We start from the raw sequence: 20,121 nt of genomic DNA on the forward strand, positions 1-20,121 counted from the left end.
TTGAGGAGGTGAGCCACAGCGCAGGGGCCCCACCCGTTCCCATCCCGAACACGGCCGTTAAGCCCTGCCGCGCCAATGGTACTGCCACAAGGCGGAAGCGTAGGTCCTCGCCTCCTCTTTTTTTATTTTGGCATTTGACCAAAGGCCATCTGCAACCAATGTGGATGGCCTTTTTTTGTATTTAAGGAGTAACCTTTTAAAGGTGAGCTTTTGTAGAAAACCTATTTAACCTGAGTTGGACATAAAAACTGTCAAAAGAGGGATTCGGCGACCTTCGGGAGCAATCCCGTGGAAATCTCCTAATAGTATAAACAAAAATCAGGCAGGGAGATCGCCACGTCGACCTCAAGATAGAGCCCACTACTATCAAAGACGCCTCCTCGCGATGACAGCTATGATTATTGTGATCCTTATATCAAACTGAGGTTATCCAGTATTTTAAATCTTTTGATCCACTTGCTCAGCAAAGTCTTTATACCAACCGGAAAAAGTTTCATTCTCAATTCGTTGTTTCATCTCTTTCATCAGCCAGAGGTAAAAGGTAAGGTTGTGGAGAGTCGCTAATTGCAACCCCAGAATTTCGCTATTACGAAAGAGGTGATGAATGTAGGCCATGGTGTATTTCTGGGAAAGATCAGATGGAAATTCCGGATCAAACAGTTTGTGATGATTCTTCCATTTGGCGTTGCGGATGTTGATAATTCCACGTCGGGTAAATAGTTGACCATTTCGGGCATTTCGAGTAGGCAGCACACAATCAAACATATCGATTCCCCGGGCAACACAATGCAGGAGATTGGCAGGCTTTCCGACGCCCATAAGGTAGCGAGGCTTATCTTCTGGAAGATCATCAGTATTATGGTCTGTCATTTCATACATCAGGTCGGTGGGTTCGCCCACACTTAAACCACCGATGGCTATGCCCTCAAAATCTTGATCCACCATAAACTGGGCGGAATCCCTTCTCAAATTTTTGTATGTGCTACCCTGGACAATGCCAAACTGAAACTGCTTGTGTCCATAATGAGGATCTGATTTTTTAAACGCTTTTCTGCCACGTTCGGCCCAGCGATGAGTTAGCTCCATTGATTCCTTGGCATAATCTTTATCACAGGGATATGGGGGACATTCATCCAAAATCATCATTATATCTGAACCGAGAACACGCTGGATTTCAACAACATTTTCCGGCGTAAACATATGCTTTGAGCCATCATGATGGCTTTTAAATCGTGCCCCCTTCTCGGTAAGTTCCCTGTTATCAGACAAAGAGTAAACTTGATACCCGCCTGAGTCAGTTAAAATAGGACGATCCCAATTCATGAATTGGTGAAGGCCCCCACCATCAGAAATAATATCACAACCGGGACGCAGATAAAGATGATAGGTATTACCCAAAATAATCTGGGCATTGATTTGCTCTTTTAACTCATCCTGGGTAACAGCTTTTACTGTACCCAGGGTACCGACCGGCATAAAGATCGGTGTATCAATGGTACCGTGATCCGTCTCGAGTCTTCCTGTTCTTGCTTTGGTCCCGGAATCTGTTTTTAATAATGTGAACACAATTTTATTTGGTAACCTGCTAATTAGAAATCTATTTTATATAATCGTAAGAGTAATTTTATAGACTATTTAAGACAATAGCCGTGATTATAACATTATTTGAGAACTAAAGTAAGTATTAGACCGGACGGCAGATCCAATTATAAAAGTATTAAATAACAGCAGTAGATGAGTAGTAAGTCCCTTGTTATCATCCCTACATTCAATGAGTCACATAATATTGGTCGTATAATTGAGGCGTTGATGCACCTGGAGGAACCGGTTGATGTCTTAATTGTTGATGATGGTTCGCCCGATGGCACCGCTGATATCGTAAAAGAACTACAGGAAAAGTACAAAGGACGCGTGCACTTGATCGAGCGTTCAGGTAAGCTGGGATTGGGGACGGCCTATGTCAGGGGCTTCCAGTATGCGCTGCAGCGTGACTATACCTACATCTGTGAGATGGATGCGGATTTTTCGCATGATCCCAAAGATGTCCCCAAACTCATTGCGGAGGTTAAAGCGGGCAATGCAGATGTTGCGGTGGGTTCGCGCTACTCCAACGGAATCAGTATAGTTAATTGGCCCTTGAGTCGTCTAATTCTGTCTTATTCGGCTAATCTTTATGCAAGATGGATAACGGGGCTCCCGATCTTTGATACTACTGCCGGTTTTAAGTGCATCCATCGGCGGGTGCTGGAAGAGATCTCTGTTGATCAGATGCGGTCTAATGGGTATGCATTTCAGATCGAAATCCACTTTCGGGCGTGGCGGGCCGGTTTCAAGCTTAAAGAGGTTTCAATTATCTTCAGGGAGCGTGAGGAAGGAGTTTCCAAGATGTCCAAGGGAATTGTGTGGGAAGCGATCTGGCGGGTTTGGACATTAAAAATTCAGAGTATAATTGGAAAATTATAGTCTGCAATCTGCCGGGGCACGATGCATTGTGCCCTTACCTCAACTGCTTATCCATTTGTTAAATGGTTCTCCTTCACCTTTTTCCTTAAAGTCTCCATTGAAGTTTGTATATTTTGTGATTGAATTAGTAAATATGTATAAGTCAGCACGATGCAATATTTAGATTTTGAGAAGCCAATAGCAGATTTGGAAAAGAAAATATCAGAACTTAGTGAGCTCACCGTGGCCGATGACGATGTGATCAAGCCGGAAATAACGCGGCTCAAGGGCAGGGTAGAGGAACTGAGAGAATCGATATTTACAAATTTAACGCGATGGCAGCGGGTCCAGTTAGCCCGCCACCCGGATCGCCCGTATACGCTTGATTATATTTATAAGATTACCGAGAATTTTGTGGAGCTGCACGGCGATCGTTATCAGAGCGATGACAAGGCGATCGTTGGAGGTTTGGCCACTATTAATGGACAGTCCGTTATGATTATGGGCCATCAGAAAGGGCGGGATACCAAGAACAGAAAATTCCGTCGTTTCGGGATGGCAAATCCTGAAGGGTATCGCAAGGCATACCGTTTGATGAAGCTGGCCGAAAAGTTTGAGGTCCCGGTTATCACACTACTCGACACACCGGGAGCATATCCCGGCCTTGAAGCTGAGGAACGCGGACAGGCTGAGGCCATTGCCAAGAACCTGAAGATGATGGCTACGCTTAAAGTTCCCATCATTACTGTTGTCATTGGTGAAGGTGCCAGCGGTGGAGCCATTGGAATTGGAATGGGCAATGAACTCTACATGATGGAGAATACCTGGTATTCGGTCATTTCTCCTGAAAACTGTTCAACCATTCTCTGGCGTACCTGGGACTATAAAGAACAAGCTGCATCAGCTCTTAAATTGACTGCTGTTGACCTAAAAGAATTGGGAGTAATTGAAGGCATCATTAAAGAACCGCTGGGTGGAGCACACCGCGATCCCGACAAATCGGCGGAGGCACTGAAGGAACAGCTGCTGGATTCACTGGAGCGCCTTAAAAAAATGAAGCCAGAAGAATTGGTTGAAGCTCGTATCGAGAAGTATTCTGCGATGGGAGAGGTGCAAAAGCAGACCGAATCCACAGCCAAATCGTGATATAGTGCTGCCGTCAACATCGCCTATCTACAGCTATACCTATGATCTCCGCAGTCGTTATGCTGAAACTGACAAGATGGGGTATGTGTATTACGGGCGTTACCTGGAATATTTTGAGGTCGCCCGTACAGAGATGATCCGGGAATTGGGAATGCCCTATAGCGATCTGGAGCACAAAGGAATCATGCTCCCGGTAGTGCAGGCGCAGGTGGACTATAAAGCTCCTGTCTACTACGATGAGTTAATGCATATTCATGTGCATCTGTATTCCATACCTGCAGTCAAATTGGAAACCTACTATGAACTTTGTACTGAGCGAGAAAGTTCACCCCATGCGATTGGAAGTGTCACGCTCTGTTTTATGAAGGAAGAGAATCGGAAACCATGCCGGGCACCTCAGCAGTTTATTGAAGGCTTGAAGAATGCCATCGACTAATCAGCAATGATATACTCCACAATCACCAGGAACAGGGTGCTCTACTTCGGGGTAGCACTGCTTTCTCTGCTGCTGGTTATGGTGGGCAGCGGTGGAGGCCTGTTTGGTTATGAGGGATTCTGGATAGGTGACTGGCAGCATAAGATGTTTCGTACCCTTTGTCACCAGGATCCATCGCGATCCTTTTGGATTAATGGCAAGCCGATGGCCGTTTGTGCCAGGTGTTACGGCATCTACGCAGGATTTAGCTTGTTCTGGCTGAGCATTCCATTGCTGGGAAAAATCAACTCTGACTTCTTCAGGTATACCAAGAAGATGCTACTGGTGGCCATTCTGCTGAATATTGTTGATGTGGTTGGAAATTTACTCGGATTTTGGCAAAATTCATCCATATCTCGATCCATCTTGGGAGCTATAATCGGGAGTACGGCAGTGTTAACACTTGCCAGAGAATTTTTAAAATCAAAGACAAACTAAACGGGATACTTATGGATTCGACAGATGAATTTGATCAAGAAGTACAACCAGAAAAGGAATCTCCTTCATACTGGACCTCAGTGGGTATCGCATCCCTGCTATTTGGAATTATTGCATTTGTAATCTCAATTATTACCGTCTATGCGACAATAAATGCCGAGCCGACCGGTTCCTTCTTTTCACCGACCCAACTGATAGGCGTGCTCGGTTGCCTGGTTGGCGCGTTTGGCGGGATGGTTGCAACATGGCATTATGCCAAAGAATATGATGTGGTGATTAAACTCGGTAAAGGGGCACTGATCGGGTTCCTGACCGGGGTCGGCATAACTGTCATAAGCACCCTGTTAAACCAGGTGTGGCTGCTGTTTGACCCCGATATGACGCAAAAGATGATTGAAAGTACCGTGGCCAATTTTGAGGCGATGGATATGCCGGATGAGCAAAAGCAACAGATGATAGATGCGACGGTGGAAAGTATGCGCGGCCAAAATAATATTGGAACACAGCTCCTGTGGGGCATCCCGATGTATGGTATTCTGAACCTGCTGACTGGCATGATTGGTGCGAAGGTATTTGGAAAAGAAGAAAGTGAATTTGGATAGATAATTATTAGATGACAATAAATCAGGAAAACAACAGCGGAACTACACCACAGCCCGAACTACCACTGAAATCTTGGGCCGAGCGCAACGGTTTTGCGGATTGGGTTTTAGCCTTGATGTGGATAGTGGTGGCATTTGTGCTTTTCCAGGTTTCGGCCGGGGTGGTAGCCTTTGTTCTGTTTATGATGCGCGAGGGGATCAGCGGCCAGCCTGAACCGCAACAGATGATGGATGCGTTTCAACAAAACCTGGATCTGTTGTTCATAGGCAACTCGTTTGGACAAATTGTATTCCTGGGCGCCGCCACCTGGCTGTTCAGCCGACTGCACTCGGTGGGAAATCATCCGCGATTTATGCGGTTTCAAAGTCATTCGGATACGCCCAGCAAGCTGGTGCAGACCGCCCTCCTCATTGTTGCCGCTCAGCCGGTCATCTGGTTTCTTTCTTGGGTTAATGTTCAGCTGCCGGCCCCCGAATTCTTTCAAAATATGCAGAATACCCAGATGCAGATGATTGAAGATTTCCTTAAAGGAGATCACAACCTGGCGTTGACCCTCTTTCACATCGGGTTGGTGCCGGCAGTCTGCGAAGAGGTTTTATACCGAGGCTATGTACTGCGCGCCTTTCAAAAAAGCTGGGGCATTTGGGTGGCCATCGTGATCTCTGGACTCCTGTTCGGCCTCTACCATGTGCAACTGACGAACCTGTTACCGCTGGCAGCCATCGGCATGATCCTGGCTTATGTTACCTATGTTTCTGAAAGTATTTACCCGGCAATCCTGGCGCATCTGATTAATAATGGGGGAAGCGTGCTGATCGCCTCGTTTTACCCGGACTCCTCTATCGCCGAAATGACTCCGGAAACGATGCCGCCCCTGTGGGCATTGGCTATCGGATTGGGAGTATCCGCATGGATTGTCTATCATATGTATCAAAACAGGCAACAGGACACAGGAGGCAAAGATGTTTGACGGGCCAAAACCAAGTGACATAAATAACTGGGTATGCATACTCGAGCGAAGTGTGGAATATGAAGTGGAACTGGTCAAGGGTTACCTTGCCAACCGGAATATTCCCTCCAACATTTTATCTAAAAGGGATTCGGCTTACAGCTTGACGGTGGGAGAAACAGCCCTGGTTTATCTCTATGTCCCCAAAGAGTACGAAGAGGAGGCACGCCGGGCACTGGAGGAGCTCGACGAACAAGATTTTGAAGATTTGGATGATTCGTCGTTGTGAGTGAACTGAGTAAAAGAGTACTCTTCGGCGTACCGGCAGCAGCACTTTTTATCTATCTTACCTGGCTGGGAGGATGGTATTTCCACATCCCGATGATACTGGTTGGGATGATGGTAGTTAAAGAGACTCTACTGCTTTTCAGGACCTCGGGACAGGAACCGAATCCCTATTTTCCCTATTCCATAGCTCTGTGGGTACTCTTGCTACCGGTGTTGCCCCATGCCCCACAAATTGGTCTCATCCTGTTATTGCTGATTATGTTGCTACAGTTGCCAAAGCCGTCCGAACAGAATATTCGCACCCTCGGCTCAACTCTTTTTGCCGGACTCTACGGCCCCCTCGGTATTTTGACATTTCTCTATATCCGGTTTCAGGCAATCCCCGAAGAGGGATTTATGCTGGCACTCTCCCTGCTATTGATGGTCTGGGGCAATGATGTGTTTGCCTACTTCGGCGGTAAGGCGTTCGGTAAGCACAAGATGGCCCCGGTGATAAGTCCCAAGAAAACGTGGGAGGGATTTATCTCGGGCATCCTGGGGGCACTGGCTGGGTTTGCGATCTGTATCTACCTAATTCCATTTCAACTTCCGTTGACTTTGATGCAGGGGATACCTGCAGTCATTCTCATTAGTGTATTTGGTCCCGCCGGCGATCTCAGTGCCAGCAAATTAAAACGGGCCAGCCATGTGAAAGACACCTCCAACATTCTGCCCGGTCACGGTGGATTCCTTGACCGCTTTGATGCCCTGATCCTGGCAGCACCGGCATTCTATTTATATCTATACTTCCTTAAAACGTTCGGCTATGTCTCGTTTTAAGCTTCAGTACCAGGTCGCCGAGCTGCATCTTCGGCAGGTGTTCACCATCTCCCGCGGATCAAAGGCGACCGTCAAAAATGTGATGGTGCAGCTGCAATCAAAAGGCATTACCGGTTATGGGGAGGCAGCACCCAACACGCGGTATGGGGAAGATGCCGCTAAAGTGATCGCCTACGTGGAAGCGCTACCCGATAACTTTTTTGATGAGATCGCCACCGCTGAAGAACTTGTGAAGAAGCTTGATCGGCAGGAACATCGCGATAATGTTAACCCGGTGCAGTCGGCACGTGTGGCCGTGGAGATGGCGTGGCTCGACTGGTGGGGAAAAGCACAGGACAAGCCGCTTTTGAAACTTTGGGAAACGCCCACCAACATCGGACCCGTAACCTCCTTCACCATTGGCCTGGATGAGCTGGATGTGATGCAACAGAAGGTCGAGCAGGCCACAGCATACCCGGTATTAAAAGTGAAGCTGGGCACCGACCGCGACCGACAGATTATTAATGCGCTGCGGGAGGTCACGGACAAGCCCCTCCGTGTAGATGCCAACGAAGGGTGGAAAACATTGGATGAAGCAAAGGCCGCGATCGACTTCCTGGCCGAGCAGAATATTGAGATGGTGGAGCAGCCGATGCCCGCCGACCAGTTAAAAGATATGGTTGCTCTTAAGGCCTATTCCCCGATCCCGCTCTGTGCCGATGAAAGTTTTGAGGGCCAAGAGAACCTGGAGGAGATTGCCCGGGCGTTTGATATCATCAACATCAAACTGATGAAGACCGGGAGTATAGTGAAAGCGCGGCAGATCATCAGCAGGGCAGGGGAGACGAGGCTGAAGGTGATGATCGGCTGCATGATTGAGAGCTCACTGGCAAACACCGCCGGGGCCATCCTAAGCCTGTGGGCTGACTACGCCGATCTCGACGGCCACCTATTGATAGCTGACGACCCGTACCAAGGCTTACAACTGGATGAAAAGAAGAGGATAGTGTTGAGAGATCGCCCCGGGCTAGGGGTGGTGAGGAGGAAGGCTTCCCGATGAGAACTTTAAGTTGAGTTCTTGGTAGCAGGTCTTAAATTCAAACGTCAGAAGGGAATTAAGAATGAAAAATCAGGAATTATGAATTTAGAACCGAGCAAAATAAGCAATGAGGTTAGTTCCCCCCTTTGGGCAAATCATGGATGAAAAGCTGGGTGTGATGTTCGAAGCATGCACTCCGTAGTTTTAAAAGAAGGAGTGGGATGACCAGCATATTTGTGTTATCCAGCCCTTTATAGCAAAAGAAGAAAACTAGAAGCATTTCTGTCTGACGACCCGCTGGCAAGGATCCCAATCAGAGGCTTCCTATGAGTTCAGTGGGGAGGAGTTAAATGCTTCTTGATCTTTTCGTCCCTTTTGTATCAAGACAAAAGGGTCACCCCTAAAAGATAATTTTGTCCAAAAATAACAGATAGGACTCCTATATCCATCTTCTCATTTATTTTTAATTGCTCAAAAAAATGAGCACCATGTTATCCCGGGAGTCTCATTTAATAGTTGACCAAACTTGCCCTCACCGTCTACTATTTATAGATTAATGCGACGAAAATTTTAAGAATTCATTTGACAGAGAGGAGAGATGGAAAAGATAAAACTCAAGATTGACTGGAAGCTCGTTGGCAGCATATTTCTTTTAACCCTGGTTATGATGGGATTCCTGATTTGGCTTGTCTTTGGTAACCTCGTCTTTACACTCCCCGTGTTATCGATCATTGCCGTGGGCTGGGCAGCTATTGCGGTGTTCATCAGCCTGATAGTGTATAGCAGCCAGCCACCCCTTGCATTGGGAAAGAAAGGAATTCACATTGGCAGAAAATACACAAGACAAATTCATTACAAGGATGTAACGCTTGTTCGGGCTACTCCGGAAGGTATGAAGATCCATGCTGGTCAGGAATCGGTTATAGTTAGTAACTTTTATGCCAACTACAACGAGGGACAAGATTTCCTGGAGCAGAAACTCAGTGGGCGAATCAGGGAGGAGAGCTATAATCAGCAGTTAATTACTGGTGTTGTCATCCTAGGGGTAATCTTGACCGTTTTGTCGCTTCTTAGTTGAGTTGGCTGGTTATAATAATGTGACTGGTAGCCTGAAACATTGTTAAACACTTGCGGGGCTCCCAAACCCACCTTTCAACTCAAATTCCAGTCTCCTACTAAGGACATTTTGATTCTCCTTAGTAGGAGAATCGGATCGTTGTATTAATGAGAATCATCTTCTCATAGTAAGGAGAATTGAATCGTCATACTAATGACAATCGAATTCCCGTACTAAGGGGAATCGTCTTCCCATACTAATGGGGGTTGGATCCCCATACTAAGGAGAAGGTCCTTCTCATACTAAGGAGAGACTTCAGGCAAAGCTGCAGGAAGGGTTATTGTATTCATAATTAACGTCGGTTCGATATAAAAACTGTCATTACAAAGAATTCAGCCACTGGTCTGGGTCCTCCATGTCAAACTTTAGCAGCGCGCCGGTAATGCGGGTCCCGGCCAGCGGCGTAATCGTCTCGTCCTGGCTCCCGGTTTGACCGTCGTAGTATTGACGCAATATTGGTTCCCGCTCATTGGGTTCTATCTTCTCTGTGGGCATACCGCGTGCCGCTACCGGAATGAAAGAATAATGTAAATCGGTACCCCATCGTCTTGATGAAACCACATTCTGTGGCTTCTCTACTATATAGACGGACGAGAAGGCGATTCCTTACAAAAAAATTTAATTTTTTTTATTTCGGGGTGAAAACGGGGGTAATATTCCCGCTGGGCGGCCGGGTTTTCCGGCGAAGGCTGTTGTACTGGTGGTGGGATGGGGAGTTGCTCGGATGAGATAAGTAGAGTCTTCATCCTGTAGGGTTGTCCATTTTTTTAGCGATAAAAAAATGAACGAATAAAATCGCCGGCTGATGAAAACCTTCCCTGAAGGACACTCCGTTCCGCTAAAAAAATCACAGATTTTTTCTTTACGCTCCTCTCCGTTTCCTTCCGAGCGGTCAGCTTTTCAAGGCCGGAACGTTTATAGCAAAAGATGAAAAATCCGAAACATTTCTGTTTGACGACCCGCTGGCAGGTAATTTGACTAGAGATGTATTCCGTTATCAGTGGGGAGGAGTTAAATGCTTCTTGAATTTTTCGTCTCTTTTGTTCTGTGTCCGACTACTGGCGTGATCAAGACAAAAGGGACACTGCCATCAGAAAAATGAAGCTAATAAATGCCAATTAGGGTCCTTATCCATGTTGCTATACTTTTTTGATCATTCAAGAAATGAACATGGAAAAATCTTCTAACCTTTAAGCCTCTGACGTTCAACTTAGCTACCAACAACTCAACAGTTCAACAACTCAACGTTTCAACTTTATCCAGTGCTACCGCTGCACGCCACATCGCCGGCCAGTGAACCAGAAGGTCACCATACTTTTTCATTAGGTCCTGCAGCAATGCCAGGCGTTCCCCGGTGCTACCCGGCAAATCAGAAGGGACACACAGGTCGGCACTGTCTCGCAGGGATTTGAAGTTGGCAACGACCTGCTCGGCATCCCGTTTCCAGTAATCCGGGGCATCGATCCGCTCGTTCAAAAGCTGTTGAACAAATGTCATCCGGATCGTCAAAAGGTCAGCACAGTAATCGCGGACTTCTTCCTGGAACACTTTCTCAGGCGCACCACTCATGTTTTTGATATGCTTTCCCACAGCTGCCAGATTCTTGGCACCGTTGTTTCCCATATTATCATTTTGTTCGCTTAGCGCCAGTAGTACAGCAACCAGTATATCATTGGTGCGCAGAGGTCCCACGCGCAGGGCTTCCTCCTTGTCTACGGAAAAGTCTCTGCCCGGGGGATCATGGCGGATGGCATAAGGCAGATATCCTTTGCAGGCGGTGGGAAAATAGCGATGCAGGAGCACGCCGAAGGTTCCATCCTCATTTCGTTGCACCGGCATAAAAGGTGGCAGGAGACGACGGGTATCCAGTCCCATGTTCATGCCCATGCAGTAGATCGTGTCCCCAATACTGCGGTGAGACACAAAGCGAAAAAGCTGCCGGGTACACATCGCCTCATGATAGGACGATTCATCCTCCACCAGTTTCCGAAACGAGTGTTCATTACGCGCCAGGCGCTGCCAGTGATGATTCATGCCGGAATCGCCCAGGGCCCCTAAAAAGGTAACTGCAATATGGGCATCCTGCTTTCGCATCTTCTTCAGCAACCGGTCCTGGCTCAACCGGTCATAATCAACTTCATCCTCATTATGAACCAATACGCCCGGGTGTCTTCCCAAAAGCGTGTTGTGATGGGAGAAAAAGTTGTTGCCCGTCCCGCTACCGTTGGGCTTGTGCTGTTTTGTAAACTCAGAAACCGCGTCTCTACCGGGGAAGAAGACAAACTTGTGAGATTCTTCTGTAGAGAGCGCGAGCTCATCCTGCATGTTGGGGGCGGGGCGGATCTCATTGATGGTATCGTCATCAACCTGCGTAGACTTGGTGCCCGCAGCCTGCAGAAGCAGGGTGTTCCGTGAAGCACCGGCCGTGAAGGGTATGCGGGAATCCCCAAAGAGGGCAAATTGGGTTACGTCTTCCGGGATATCTCCCGCCTTGGAAAGTTGCTCCGCAAACCTGGTACGATATGATCTATCAATCCACAACAGATTGGTTTCATGCCGGCGGCATAGTTTGTTAATAGCTTGACGATTTTGATTGTCCGGGTCCGTCTGGTCGGAATCATCCACAATGTGCAAATGCGAAATGCCACTGCCATTTACAGGATTGGATAGATAACTTTCGACGCAACGCACCAACATCTGGTTCCTGTTACAAGTGGGAATGCCAAGAACCTGGATACCCGGTGTCGATTCATCTGCCACATCCAGTGCTGATACGCACGATGTTACCTTTGCAGACAGCTCATTCGAAGTAATCAGGTTTCCGCTTTGTACAAACAGTTCCAGCTGCTGTTGAACGATCTGCAGATTGCGTTCCGGCAGATCCTGTTGTGGAGTTAGCCATACGGGAGCAATTGATCCTAATAATTGTTTAAGTCCTGATGGTGATTCAGGATTTTGTCCGTTTTGCCTTGCCGCAACAAAACGACGGGCGTGCTGGGCAAGCGATCTGAACTGTTTGCAACTGGCCAACAACTCTTCGGCAGCTTTGTTAGCATCCGAATAGAGGTGAAAGAGGTCCGTGCTAACCGGGATACTGTTATTGCTGGAAATGTCAGATTCGGTGTAAAATCGTCGATACTTATTGTCTTCTCTCCTCATAAATAATGCACTGGATTTTGTGATTTATCTTGACTTTAGGATTTGTATTACCATCCGAATGGAGGGTCCACTAACAAGTTTATCAGGTAGCTCGTCTCTATATGCCAACGTGATTATCTTCGTAGTTGAAACCCTTAAATAATAAAAAATGATCGTTTTGTAAATATTTGTAACATGTTGCATACCTAGCTCTCTTGTTAGCCTATTCACCAAAGATTGAATTTCAGAGGGGTACATCATGGAAATTGAAAGGGTAGAACCCGATCGCATACCGATGGAACGTGCTGTAAAAGAGTTAAAGACTAATTATCAGGAACTAACGTGCGTAAATGAGTGGGCTGAATATATGGGATATTCCAGGTCATACTTTAGCCGGAGAATCAGGGAGATATTTGGTCGTCCGCCCAAAGAAATTATGATAGAAATAACGATGAAAAGCGTAAGGGAAGAGATCTCCGAAGATCCCAGGGCTATCGGGTATAAAATAGCTGTCAATGTAGGACTGAATGATGAGAAGGCCCTCAACAAGTTCCTTGATTCCCATTTTGATACCTCGCTGACAGAGTTGCGCCAGCAGCTGTAAGGGACCTCACAAATGGGATAATGTTGATACTTGATGCGCTTAAATAAATTTACATTATTTTTTTACTCACAAGGGAGACGGTGCTTGTTTATTAGAGACTTCTTTCGGATACCAAAACCCTTATTCAAATAATAAGAACAATTTTGTGTCACTAATTTATGGATGGAATCGAGGGGAAAGCGGCAAGTTTAAAGTGACACCTCACAAATGGGATAAAGAAAACCCTTGATGATTTTACTCGAGTTTACATTTTATGAAATGTATTCACTTGGGAGAAAGAACTGGAGAGGAGGTTCACTTCTCTTCAATAAATTTTTCGGGGTGCAATACAACATTTACTAAAAACCTATAATCAAAGAGATAAGAGGTATTGTTATGGAAAAGTTAGATTTAAAAGAAATGGAACAAATAAAAGCAAAAGGCTGTCTCGAATATGCAACTGGAGTCGCCTTAATTGTAGCAGGAGGCTTAACTGGAAATCCCGCTCTAGGTTATGTCGGTTTTGGTATCGGATTCTCCAATGCCCGCTCCTGTGCTTCACAATTCACTAGTTGACAAATAGGGCATGATACAAAAAATAGGCAGAGCATTGAAAAATGTTCTGCCTAAAATAAATTTATTTGTATTAATAAATGATTCAACCATTTTTTCTCATACTGAAAACTGACATAAAAAAGATTGGCGTAGATCTAAAGAGGGAAAAAATATCTAGTCTTCTTGGGTTATTGTTTAAAGTGTTTCTATTGATAGTTCTATATATGACAGGTTGGGCTGTTAATATAACACTTCCTCTTGATCTATCGAATTATTTTCTATTGCTGTTATTAACTGTAGACTGGATTTTTAAATACCTAGCAATGAAGGTTAGTTTTTTAAATATAGGCTTTTTAATCCCTTTAGTTAGCAAGAGATACATATCACTTTATGCTTTGATGAAGATGATATTTTCATTTTATAGTATTTGTTTCCCATTCTTATTTTTGGGATACGGTCAATTTGATTTGTTTGTGGTCTCTTTACTTGTATCGATATTCAATTCATTTTCAGTTTTTGTCGTAAAAAATTTTAGTAAGCTGAACGCCCTGCTACCGATTGTCTTGTATATGGGCTTTTATTTCCTTGGTACTGACTTGAGATATGGACAATTTGCAATTCCTGCCCTTCTGATTTGTGTTATCTACATATATGTATCGTATAGAATAATCTATAAAAACATTTATGCAGAATGGGAAGGTAGAAGTCGTTTAATAAAACTTCTGTCTTCAAAAATTAACAGGCTTTTTCATACACTATTTTTTAATGAGTTATTGCTGTATGTCAGGAATAAGAGAACCAGGATATTTTTTGTACAGGGAGTTCTCCTTTTCCTTGTGGGGTTCTTGTACTTATATCAGGAAAGTATAACAGAAGCTCTTTATCAGTTTGAAATTGCGCTTCTGTTTACCGGGGCTTTTCTATTGACTTTCTGGCAGTTTTTCCTTGCGTTAGACAGTAGCTACTTCCCTTTTTTGCTAACCCAATCCAACATATATGAGGTACTCAAGGGCAAGGTTAACTTCATGTATGCGGTTTTAACCGTTTCTTTCCTTATCTGCTACATAATATCTATGATATATTTTCCGGATAAATATTTGTTTGTACTGGCAGCATACCTCTACAACATTGGAATAAATCTAAAAATAATGCTGTGGTATGGATTTTATAACAGATCTAGAATAGAATTGAACAAAAGCCCTTTATTTAATTATGAAAGCGTCAACCAGTTTCAATTTTTTGCCCCAGTAGTTTTGTTCCTGACATCCGGGTTTGTATTCATGATATTCCTGGCTGTTTTTTCGACCACGAATGCTCTGCTTGGTATTTCTGGATTGGGTACAACAGGTCTGCTCTTCAACAAGCCTTTTTTGCAATACGGCTCCAGAACATTAAACGAAGCTAAATATAGGTTGCTAGTTTCTTTTCATGCTAGATTTTGAAAACTTACAAAAACGATACCACGATTTTCTGCTGGATATATCCAACCTGTCCATCAGCAAGGGCGAAATTGTAGGAATTGTAGGCAATAATGGTGCAGGAAAGACTACCTTTCTAAAGCTGATGCTTGATCTGATCAAAGCGGACGAAGGGCAGGTTGTTAATTTTGGCGTTAGAGTTGCCCGGTCGGAAGACTGGAAAAGGCATACCGGAGCTTATCTGAACGAAGATTTTTTAATTCCCTACCTGACTCCTCTGGAATATCTAAAATTGATTCAGAACTTGAAGCATATTTCGGCGTCGGATTTTCGTCATTTTCTGTCAGAGATTGAATTTTTTACGGGAGCGGCACTGAACAGCTCAAAATATATTGATGAACTGTCGAAAGGCAATAAGTTAAAGGTCGGTATTACAGGTGCTTTGGTAGGGGATCCCCGGTTACTGGTGCTTGACGAACCTTTTTCCCATCTAGACCCGTCTTCCCAGGTTGCTTTGACCAGTTGGTTGAAAAACAACAGAGCCCATAATTCAATAACTCTTTTATCTAGTCATAATCTGAGCAATGTAAATAATCTCTGCAGCAGGATAGTTTTACTGGACAATGGAAAGGTTGAAAAAGATTTATACAAGGATGAGGGGACTTTTGATCAGATTAGAGCATATTTTGAATCGTAAAAGTTTATGATCGACTGGAGAATTATGCGGATTTCTTTAAAAATATTTAGTGATAAGACTACACAGCATAGAAACGTGAGTCAGGATTTAGGTTTTTGGGTACTTTCTGGGATAATAGTCGGTTTATATTTGCTATTAACCTATATCTCAGATCAATACATTTTTGGAAATGAGCTGTACCTGCGAAGTTATTCTGATCAACTCAACCGTCAGCGCATTGTAGATTTTCTTGATATGCAGGCTCGATATCGGTGGGCTGGTTATATCTTAACACCTTTCATCCTTACGATAAAATTTCTTTTCACAACCGTTTGTATCTCCGTTGGTTTGATTTTACTGAAGTTTGATTTTCAGCTTAAAAAAGTTTTTAAAGTTGTAATTCTTTCAGAGTTAATATTTATAGTTGCCAAAGTAATCTATGTAACAAATCTTTGGTATCATTACGATTCTCTTGTTATGAGTGAGATGGCAGACTACTATCCACTGACGGCATTAAGCTATTTTGGTGCTGAAAATGTAGTCACATGGCTACACTATCCATTGCAGACACTAAACCTTTTTGAGGTTTTCTATATAACTGCCATTTCCTGGCTACTTTCCAAACAATGGAAGCCTGATTTTGTAGAAAGCCTCTCCATCGTACTCCCATCATACGCTACTGGGCTTATCCTTTGGCTGGCCTTGGTAACCTTTTTGACGATTCAGGTGAGCTAGATGAAACGGAAAGTGGCTATCATACTGCTGTTAGTAGTTTTGACTGCAATCGGGTACCTGGGATTTTCTATTTACAGCGAGTTTCAGCAGAAGCAGGCTATCCAGGAGCGAATATCTGATTTGCCGGAATTTACGTTGACAAACCTGGAAGGTGAGCAGGTAGAAAGTGGTGGAATGGTGGAGCAGAAGCCGTTAATTCTGACCTATTTCAACACCGAGTGTAGATTTTGCAAGGCTGAGATAGCAAGCATAAAAGAGCATGAACTGATACAGGAGCGTGCTGCTATTTTTCTTCTCTCAGACGAACCGGAAAATATATTAAAAGAATTTGCCCGGACGATGAAACTGGATTCCCTTCAAGCTGTTCAGGTTTTTCGGGACAGCAGTAGAGAGGTGAAAAACTTGTTTGGCGTCAATGGGGTACCCTACACGTTTGTGTATGATGCCAATGGGAAGCTGCTCGAAAAATTTAAGGGAGAAACACGGGCTGGGGTTCTGTATGATTTGATTAAATAAAATACCAAATCCCTTAGTGTTCTCTAATCGGACTTGTAAAGTATTAACTTGTAAAGTATTAATAGAGCATTTACCAGTTGAAATATCGATTTGTTTCTTTTAGTGGGAGAATTCAATCTCCCTAAATCCCTCTACCGCCAGTGGTCGGCCACCGTACCGCCGGTAGTCGGTCACGGCTCCAAGAGGGACTTCCTGAGCGTACCCTCACATATGTTTTAACAATGATTTCCTCACCGACAGCAGTCGATGCAGGCTCTTGGAGAAGAGCCCGTCCGACCACAGGCGGAAGGACAGGAGGATTGACAGTTCTTATTGGATTGGGTGGCTTAGAAGGAGGTACTAGTCATTAAACACGTTAAATAATATTATCAGGATGAAGTTTGATGAGGAAGATCTTAAAAAGAGAGCAGAAAAATCATTTATACAACAACGAGACCAGTCGGACTGTGGGGTTACCTGTCTGGCAAGCGTCATAAAGTTTTTGGGTGGCGAAGCTAAGCTGCAACGCCTGCGGGAAATGAGCGGTACCAATCAGCAGGGCACTACGCTGCTGGGACTCTATCAATCCGCCAATGAGCTGGGGCTGGAGGCCGAAGCTTATAAAGCAGATACCGAAAACCTAAAGGAGCAGTCTGATCCTTGTATTTTGCATGTTATAAAAGGGGGACAGCTGCAGCACTATGTCATATGTTTCGGGTTCAAGAATAACCAGTTCCTGATCTGTGATCCTGCCGTTGGAGTCACTTCATATTCACCGGAGGAGCTGGAAAAGGTCTGGCAGAGTAATGCACTGCTTTTGATTAAACCGACGGATCAGTTTGAGACCATCGAGGAGCAAAAAGAAGATCGCTGGGTTTGGATTAAGCATCTCATCAAAGATGATCTCAATATTCTGGGGCTGGCCCTGGCACTAGGCGTTTTTGTCTCGGTACTGAGCCTGGCTACGGCCATCTTTTCGCAAAAACTTATTGATGAAATATTGCCTGCCAAAGATACTCTTAAGCTATTTGTCGGACTGGGGCTTCTCGGTTTTTTACTGGTTGCCAAAAGCGGACTCTCCTACATACGGCAGCTTTTTTTAATACGGCAGACGCGCGATTTTAATAACCGCATAATCAATACCTTCTACAGCTCTCTGCTCAAATTACCTATCCCGTTTTTCTTTAATCGCAAGACGGGAGATCTGATCGCCCGCATGAATGACACCCGCCGCCTGCAGCAGACCATCACCTTTCTGTTTAGCCAAATTATGATTGATGTGCTACTGGTGGTCACGGCCTCGATCTTTATCCTTAGTTATTCCGTTCCGTTGGGGCTTTTCGTGTTGCTAAGTGTACCCTTGTACTTTCTGCTGACGTGGTTTTACAATGAACCCATCCTAAAAGGTCAGAAAGAGGTGATGGAGGCCCACTCTTTAAATGAGAGCAATTATGTAGACACTATCCAGGGGATGGCAACGATTAAAACAGGAAATAGGCAGCAATTCTTTTCCGGTTTTACGAAAAGGATATACGGTTTTTTCCAGGATAAAATTTTTGACCTTGGAAAGGTCGGTATTCGATTTACGTTTTGGGCTGATATGATCGGAGTCTTCTTCATCGTTGGGGTACTTGGGTTTACCTCTATGCTGGTATTGCAGGAAGAGTTAATGGTCGGTGCACTGGTTGCCATTTTTCAGATGACAAGCCAACTTATTCCATCCGCCACCAAGCTGGCACTGACCAATATTCAGCTGCAGGAAGCCCGTGTTGCTTTCGACAGGATGTATGAATTGACTTCGCTGGAACCGGAACGGGAAAATGGGGATTCAGATGATCAAAAGTTTACTGAAAAGATCCAGTTCCTGGAGGTCCAAACCCTGGCGTTCCGCTTTCCCGGTCGCAGTCGCCTGATAGAGGATGTTTCTTTTGAAGTGGAAAAGGGAGAGATGATTGCTCTGTTGGGGGAAAGTGGTTCCGGAAAAACGACACTGCTCCAAATTTTACAGCAATTTTATAAACCGGAGTCAGGAAACATAATTATCAATAAAGAACACAGCTTACATGATTTCCCGGTTAAAAAGTGGCGGAGTAAAATCGCTGTTGTCCGACAGCAGACAAAACTATTCAATAGTTCGCTGCTGGAAAATATTTGCCTTGGGGATCTCCAGAAAGAGGCCGAAGAAATTGTCGAGTTTTGTAAACAAGAGGGCTTTGACCGGTATTTTTCGCTTTTCCCACGAAATTACGCTACGCTGTTGGGGGAGGAAGGTACCAATATTTCAGGAGGGCAACAGCAGCTGATCGCCTTGGCAAGAGCCCTCTATCAGCAGCCCGATCTTCTGTTGCTGGATGAAGCCACGGCTTCAATGGATCGGGAGATGGAACAGTTTGTGTTGGAAAAACTCGTTCAATTGAAAGAAGAGATGGCCATAATTTTGGTGACCCACCGCATTCAGAGCTCCCGGCTGGCCGACCGCATCTATATCCTGGAGAATGGAACAATCGCCGAACAGGGTAGCCCGGAAATATTGGCATCGGGCAATAATCTCTTTGCAAGATCACTGGATGACATCCGCGTATTAACCTGATGTATCCGTTTTACCCCAAAATGCAGGGTCACAATGCTCGTGACCTTACACTAAGTAGTGTTGGTCTTTTCCGAATAACAAAGAACTGATAACCAATAACAGAGTCGTTGGTGCGGAAAGATTTAATCACTGGGATAATGACGATACTTTTTTAGTGGTAATTCCACTAGGCAACCCTACCTTCAGCTCTTGGTATTAAAAATATATCCTCCCAATATAAGGGCAATAAGCACAAGGTTGCGTATCAATGTAACAGTTATTCCACCCCCGCCCCCGAAGGCACCGAAGCAGCCGCAGCTGGCCACCGACATGCCCTGAATGTAGAAATAGCTTAGCACCGTAGTAAAGGCAAGGATAAGCAGGAAGCTGGCCAGCAGCACCCAGGTGAGCTTACGTCCCCAGAAGAGAAGCCCCGCCAGTAGCAGTTCCAGGACTGAAGTGGAGATCACGATGATGTTACTGTATTCAATGAGCCAGTAGAACTTGGTTGCCATCAGCTCCACAAGGTAGACCGCATCGCTGCTGTCAATCAGTTTGCCGATACCCGAAAGCAGGAACACCCCGCCCAGCAGTATGCGAATAGCCAACAACGTATATTTTTGTGTTTTTGGGGACATCCGTTTATGAATTTGGATA

General features: G+C 44.9%; 21 protein-coding genes and 1 rRNA gene. 18 read left to right on the top strand and 4 right to left on the bottom strand.

Annotation, left to right across the window (positions count from 1 at the left end):
• Positions 1–4: 4 nt before the first annotated feature.
• Positions 5–116 (top strand): 5S ribosomal RNA (gene rrf, locus NC796_RS18260).
• A gap of 322 nt (positions 117–438) precedes the next feature.
• On the opposite strand, the gene tgt is transcribed toward rrf, so the two are convergent.
• Positions 439–1,569, bottom strand: a complete 1,131-nt coding sequence (gene tgt, locus NC796_RS18265; RefSeq protein WP_409070395.1) for a tRNA guanosine(34) transglycosylase Tgt — start codon at positions 1,567–1,569, stop codon at positions 439–441.
• Between the two features lie 165 nt (positions 1,570–1,734).
• Between tgt and NC796_RS18270 the strand changes: the two genes are divergently transcribed.
• The 10 genes from NC796_RS18270 (at position 1,735) to NC796_RS18315 (ending at position 9,256) form a co-directional block, all read left to right on the top strand.
• Positions 1,735–2,463: a polyprenol monophosphomannose synthase gene (locus tag NC796_RS18270; RefSeq protein WP_310686508.1), complete on the top strand. Its 729-nt coding sequence runs from the start codon at positions 1,735–1,737 to the stop codon at positions 2,461–2,463.
• 150 nt (positions 2,464–2,613) lie between these two features.
• Complete coding sequence (locus tag NC796_RS18275) at positions 2,614–3,588, top strand: acetyl-CoA carboxylase carboxyltransferase subunit alpha (protein ID WP_310686509.1); 975 nt, start codon at positions 2,614–2,616, stop codon at positions 3,586–3,588.
• Between the two features lie 4 nt (positions 3,589–3,592).
• Positions 3,593–4,024, top strand: coding sequence for a thioesterase family protein (locus NC796_RS18280; RefSeq protein WP_310686510.1), 432 nt, complete (start codon positions 3,593–3,595; stop codon positions 4,022–4,024).
• A 6-nt stretch (positions 4,025–4,030) separates the two neighbouring features.
• Complete coding sequence (locus NC796_RS18285) at positions 4,031–4,501, top strand: DUF2085 domain-containing protein (RefSeq protein ID WP_310686511.1); 471 nt, start codon at positions 4,031–4,033, stop codon at positions 4,499–4,501.
• Positions 4,502–4,512: 11 nt separating this feature from the next.
• Positions 4,513–5,103 carry a DUF4199 family protein gene (locus tag NC796_RS18290; RefSeq protein ID WP_310686513.1) on the top strand — a complete coding sequence of 197 codons (591 nt, stop codon included), beginning with the start codon at positions 4,513–4,515 and terminating at the stop codon, positions 5,101–5,103.
• Positions 5,104–5,114: 11 nt separating this feature from the next.
• On the top strand, positions 5,115–6,074 hold the full coding sequence (locus NC796_RS18295; protein WP_310686514.1) for a CPBP family intramembrane glutamic endopeptidase: 960 nt from the start codon (positions 5,115–5,117) through the stop codon (positions 6,072–6,074).
• A complete protein-coding gene (locus NC796_RS18300; protein WP_310686516.1) occupies positions 6,067–6,342 on the top strand; it encodes a putative signal transducing protein in 276 nt (91 codons plus the stop codon). Before NC796_RS18295 ends, NC796_RS18300 begins: the two co-directional genes overlap by 8 nt.
• A complete protein-coding gene (locus tag NC796_RS18305; RefSeq protein ID WP_310686518.1) occupies positions 6,339–7,160 on the top strand; it encodes a phosphatidate cytidylyltransferase in 822 nt (273 codons plus the stop codon). The genes NC796_RS18300 and NC796_RS18305 overlap by 4 nt, the downstream gene beginning before the upstream one ends.
• A complete protein-coding gene (locus tag NC796_RS18310; RefSeq protein WP_310686520.1) occupies positions 7,147–8,199 on the top strand; it encodes a dipeptide epimerase in 1,053 nt (350 codons plus the stop codon). Before NC796_RS18305 ends, NC796_RS18310 begins: the two co-directional genes overlap by 14 nt.
• 577 nt (positions 8,200–8,776) lie before the next feature.
• Positions 8,777–9,256, top strand: a complete 480-nt coding sequence (locus NC796_RS18315; RefSeq protein WP_310686521.1) for a hypothetical protein — start codon at positions 8,777–8,779, stop codon at positions 9,254–9,256.
• A 360-nt stretch (positions 9,257–9,616) separates the two neighbouring features.
• Here the strand turns inward: NC796_RS18315 and NC796_RS18320 are convergent, their stop codons facing one another.
• A complete protein-coding gene (locus NC796_RS18320; protein ID WP_310686522.1) occupies positions 9,617–9,790 on the bottom strand; it encodes a hypothetical protein in 174 nt (57 codons plus the stop codon).
• A 738-nt stretch (positions 9,791–10,528) separates the two neighbouring features.
• Positions 10,529–12,454, bottom strand: a complete 1,926-nt coding sequence (locus NC796_RS18325; protein ID WP_310686524.1) for a hypothetical protein — start codon at positions 12,452–12,454, stop codon at positions 10,529–10,531.
• Positions 12,455–12,692: 238 nt separating this feature from the next.
• On the opposite strand from NC796_RS18325, the gene NC796_RS18330 reads away from it, so the two are divergent.
• From NC796_RS18330 to NC796_RS18360, 7 genes are all read left to right on the top strand, one after another.
• Positions 12,693–13,037 (top strand): AraC family transcriptional regulator, encoded by a 345-nt coding sequence (locus NC796_RS18330; protein ID WP_310686527.1) that lies wholly within the window; start codon positions 12,693–12,695, stop codon positions 13,035–13,037.
• A gap of 375 nt (positions 13,038–13,412) precedes the next feature.
• Positions 13,413–13,592 carry a hypothetical protein gene (locus tag NC796_RS18335; protein ID WP_310686528.1) on the top strand — a complete coding sequence of 60 codons (180 nt, stop codon included), beginning with the start codon at positions 13,413–13,415 and terminating at the stop codon, positions 13,590–13,592.
• 77 nt (positions 13,593–13,669) lie between these two features.
• Positions 13,670–15,013, top strand: a complete 1,344-nt coding sequence (locus tag NC796_RS18340; RefSeq protein WP_310686529.1) for a DUF5687 family protein — start codon at positions 13,670–13,672, stop codon at positions 15,011–15,013.
• The gene (locus tag NC796_RS18345; RefSeq protein WP_310686531.1) at positions 15,000–15,686 is read left to right on the top strand and encodes an ABC transporter ATP-binding protein; all 687 of its coding nucleotides are present in this window, start codon (positions 15,000–15,002) and stop codon (positions 15,684–15,686) included. Before NC796_RS18340 ends, NC796_RS18345 begins: the two co-directional genes overlap by 14 nt.
• A 6-nt stretch (positions 15,687–15,692) precedes the next feature.
• Positions 15,693–16,400: a hypothetical protein gene (locus tag NC796_RS18350; RefSeq protein ID WP_310686533.1), complete on the top strand. Its 708-nt coding sequence runs from the start codon at positions 15,693–15,695 to the stop codon at positions 16,398–16,400.
• Positions 16,401–16,916, top strand: a complete 516-nt coding sequence (locus tag NC796_RS18355) for a redoxin domain-containing protein (RefSeq protein ID WP_310686534.1) — start codon at positions 16,401–16,403, stop codon at positions 16,914–16,916.
• 373 nt (positions 16,917–17,289) lie between these two features.
• A complete protein-coding gene (locus NC796_RS18360) occupies positions 17,290–19,485 on the top strand; it encodes a peptidase domain-containing ABC transporter (RefSeq protein WP_310686536.1) in 2,196 nt (731 codons plus the stop codon).
• Positions 19,486–19,667: 182 nt separating this feature from the next.
• On the opposite strand, the gene NC796_RS18365 is transcribed toward NC796_RS18360, so the two are convergent.
• Positions 19,668–20,102: a MauE/DoxX family redox-associated membrane protein gene (locus tag NC796_RS18365; protein ID WP_310686538.1), complete on the bottom strand. Its 435-nt coding sequence runs from the start codon at positions 20,100–20,102 to the stop codon at positions 19,668–19,670.
• Positions 20,103–20,121 lie beyond the last annotated feature (19 nt).

Origin of the sequence: Aliifodinibius sp. S!AR15-10, assembly GCF_031569985.1 — a bacterium.
GTDB lineage: Bacteria > Bacteroidota > Rhodothermia > Balneolales > Balneolaceae > JAMQKA01.

Coding starts and splice junctions, on each gene's coding strand:
- NC796_RS18270 (WP_310686508.1), top strand. CDS start 1,735: ATGAGTAGTAAGTCCCTTGTTATCATCCCTACATTCAATGAGTCACAT.
- NC796_RS18275 (WP_310686509.1), top strand. CDS start 2,614: ATGCAATATTTAGATTTTGAGAAGCCAATAGCAGATTTGGAAAAGAAA.
- NC796_RS18285 (WP_310686511.1), top strand. CDS start 4,031: ATGATATACTCCACAATCACCAGGAACAGGGTGCTCTACTTCGGGGTA.
- NC796_RS18290 (WP_310686513.1), top strand. CDS start 4,513: ATGGATTCGACAGATGAATTTGATCAAGAAGTACAACCAGAAAAGGAA.
- NC796_RS18295 (WP_310686514.1), top strand. CDS start 5,115: ATGACAATAAATCAGGAAAACAACAGCGGAACTACACCACAGCCCGAA.
- NC796_RS18300 (WP_310686516.1), top strand. CDS start 6,067: ATGTTTGACGGGCCAAAACCAAGTGACATAAATAACTGGGTATGCATA.
- NC796_RS18310 (WP_310686520.1), top strand. CDS start 7,147: ATGTCTCGTTTTAAGCTTCAGTACCAGGTCGCCGAGCTGCATCTTCGG.
- NC796_RS18315 (WP_310686521.1), top strand. CDS start 8,777: ATGGAAAAGATAAAACTCAAGATTGACTGGAAGCTCGTTGGCAGCATA.
- NC796_RS18320 (WP_310686522.1), bottom strand. CDS start 9,790: ATGCCCACAGAGAAGATAGAACCCAATGAGCGGGAACCAATATTGCGT.
- NC796_RS18325 (WP_310686524.1), bottom strand. CDS start 12,454: ATGAGGAGAGAAGACAATAAGTATCGACGATTTTACACCGAATCTGAC.
- NC796_RS18330 (WP_310686527.1), top strand. CDS start 12,693: ATGGAAATTGAAAGGGTAGAACCCGATCGCATACCGATGGAACGTGCT.
- NC796_RS18335 (WP_310686528.1), top strand. CDS start 13,413: ATGGAAAAGTTAGATTTAAAAGAAATGGAACAAATAAAAGCAAAAGGC.
- NC796_RS18340 (WP_310686529.1), top strand. CDS start 13,670: ATGATTCAACCATTTTTTCTCATACTGAAAACTGACATAAAAAAGATT.
- NC796_RS18345 (WP_310686531.1), top strand. CDS start 15,000: ATGCTAGATTTTGAAAACTTACAAAAACGATACCACGATTTTCTGCTG.
- NC796_RS18350 (WP_310686533.1), top strand. CDS start 15,693: ATGATCGACTGGAGAATTATGCGGATTTCTTTAAAAATATTTAGTGAT.
- NC796_RS18355 (WP_310686534.1), top strand. CDS start 16,401: ATGAAACGGAAAGTGGCTATCATACTGCTGTTAGTAGTTTTGACTGCA.
- NC796_RS18360 (WP_310686536.1), top strand. CDS start 17,290: ATGAAGTTTGATGAGGAAGATCTTAAAAAGAGAGCAGAAAAATCATTT.
- NC796_RS18365 (WP_310686538.1), bottom strand. CDS start 20,102: ATGTCCCCAAAAACACAAAAATATACGTTGTTGGCTATTCGCATACTG.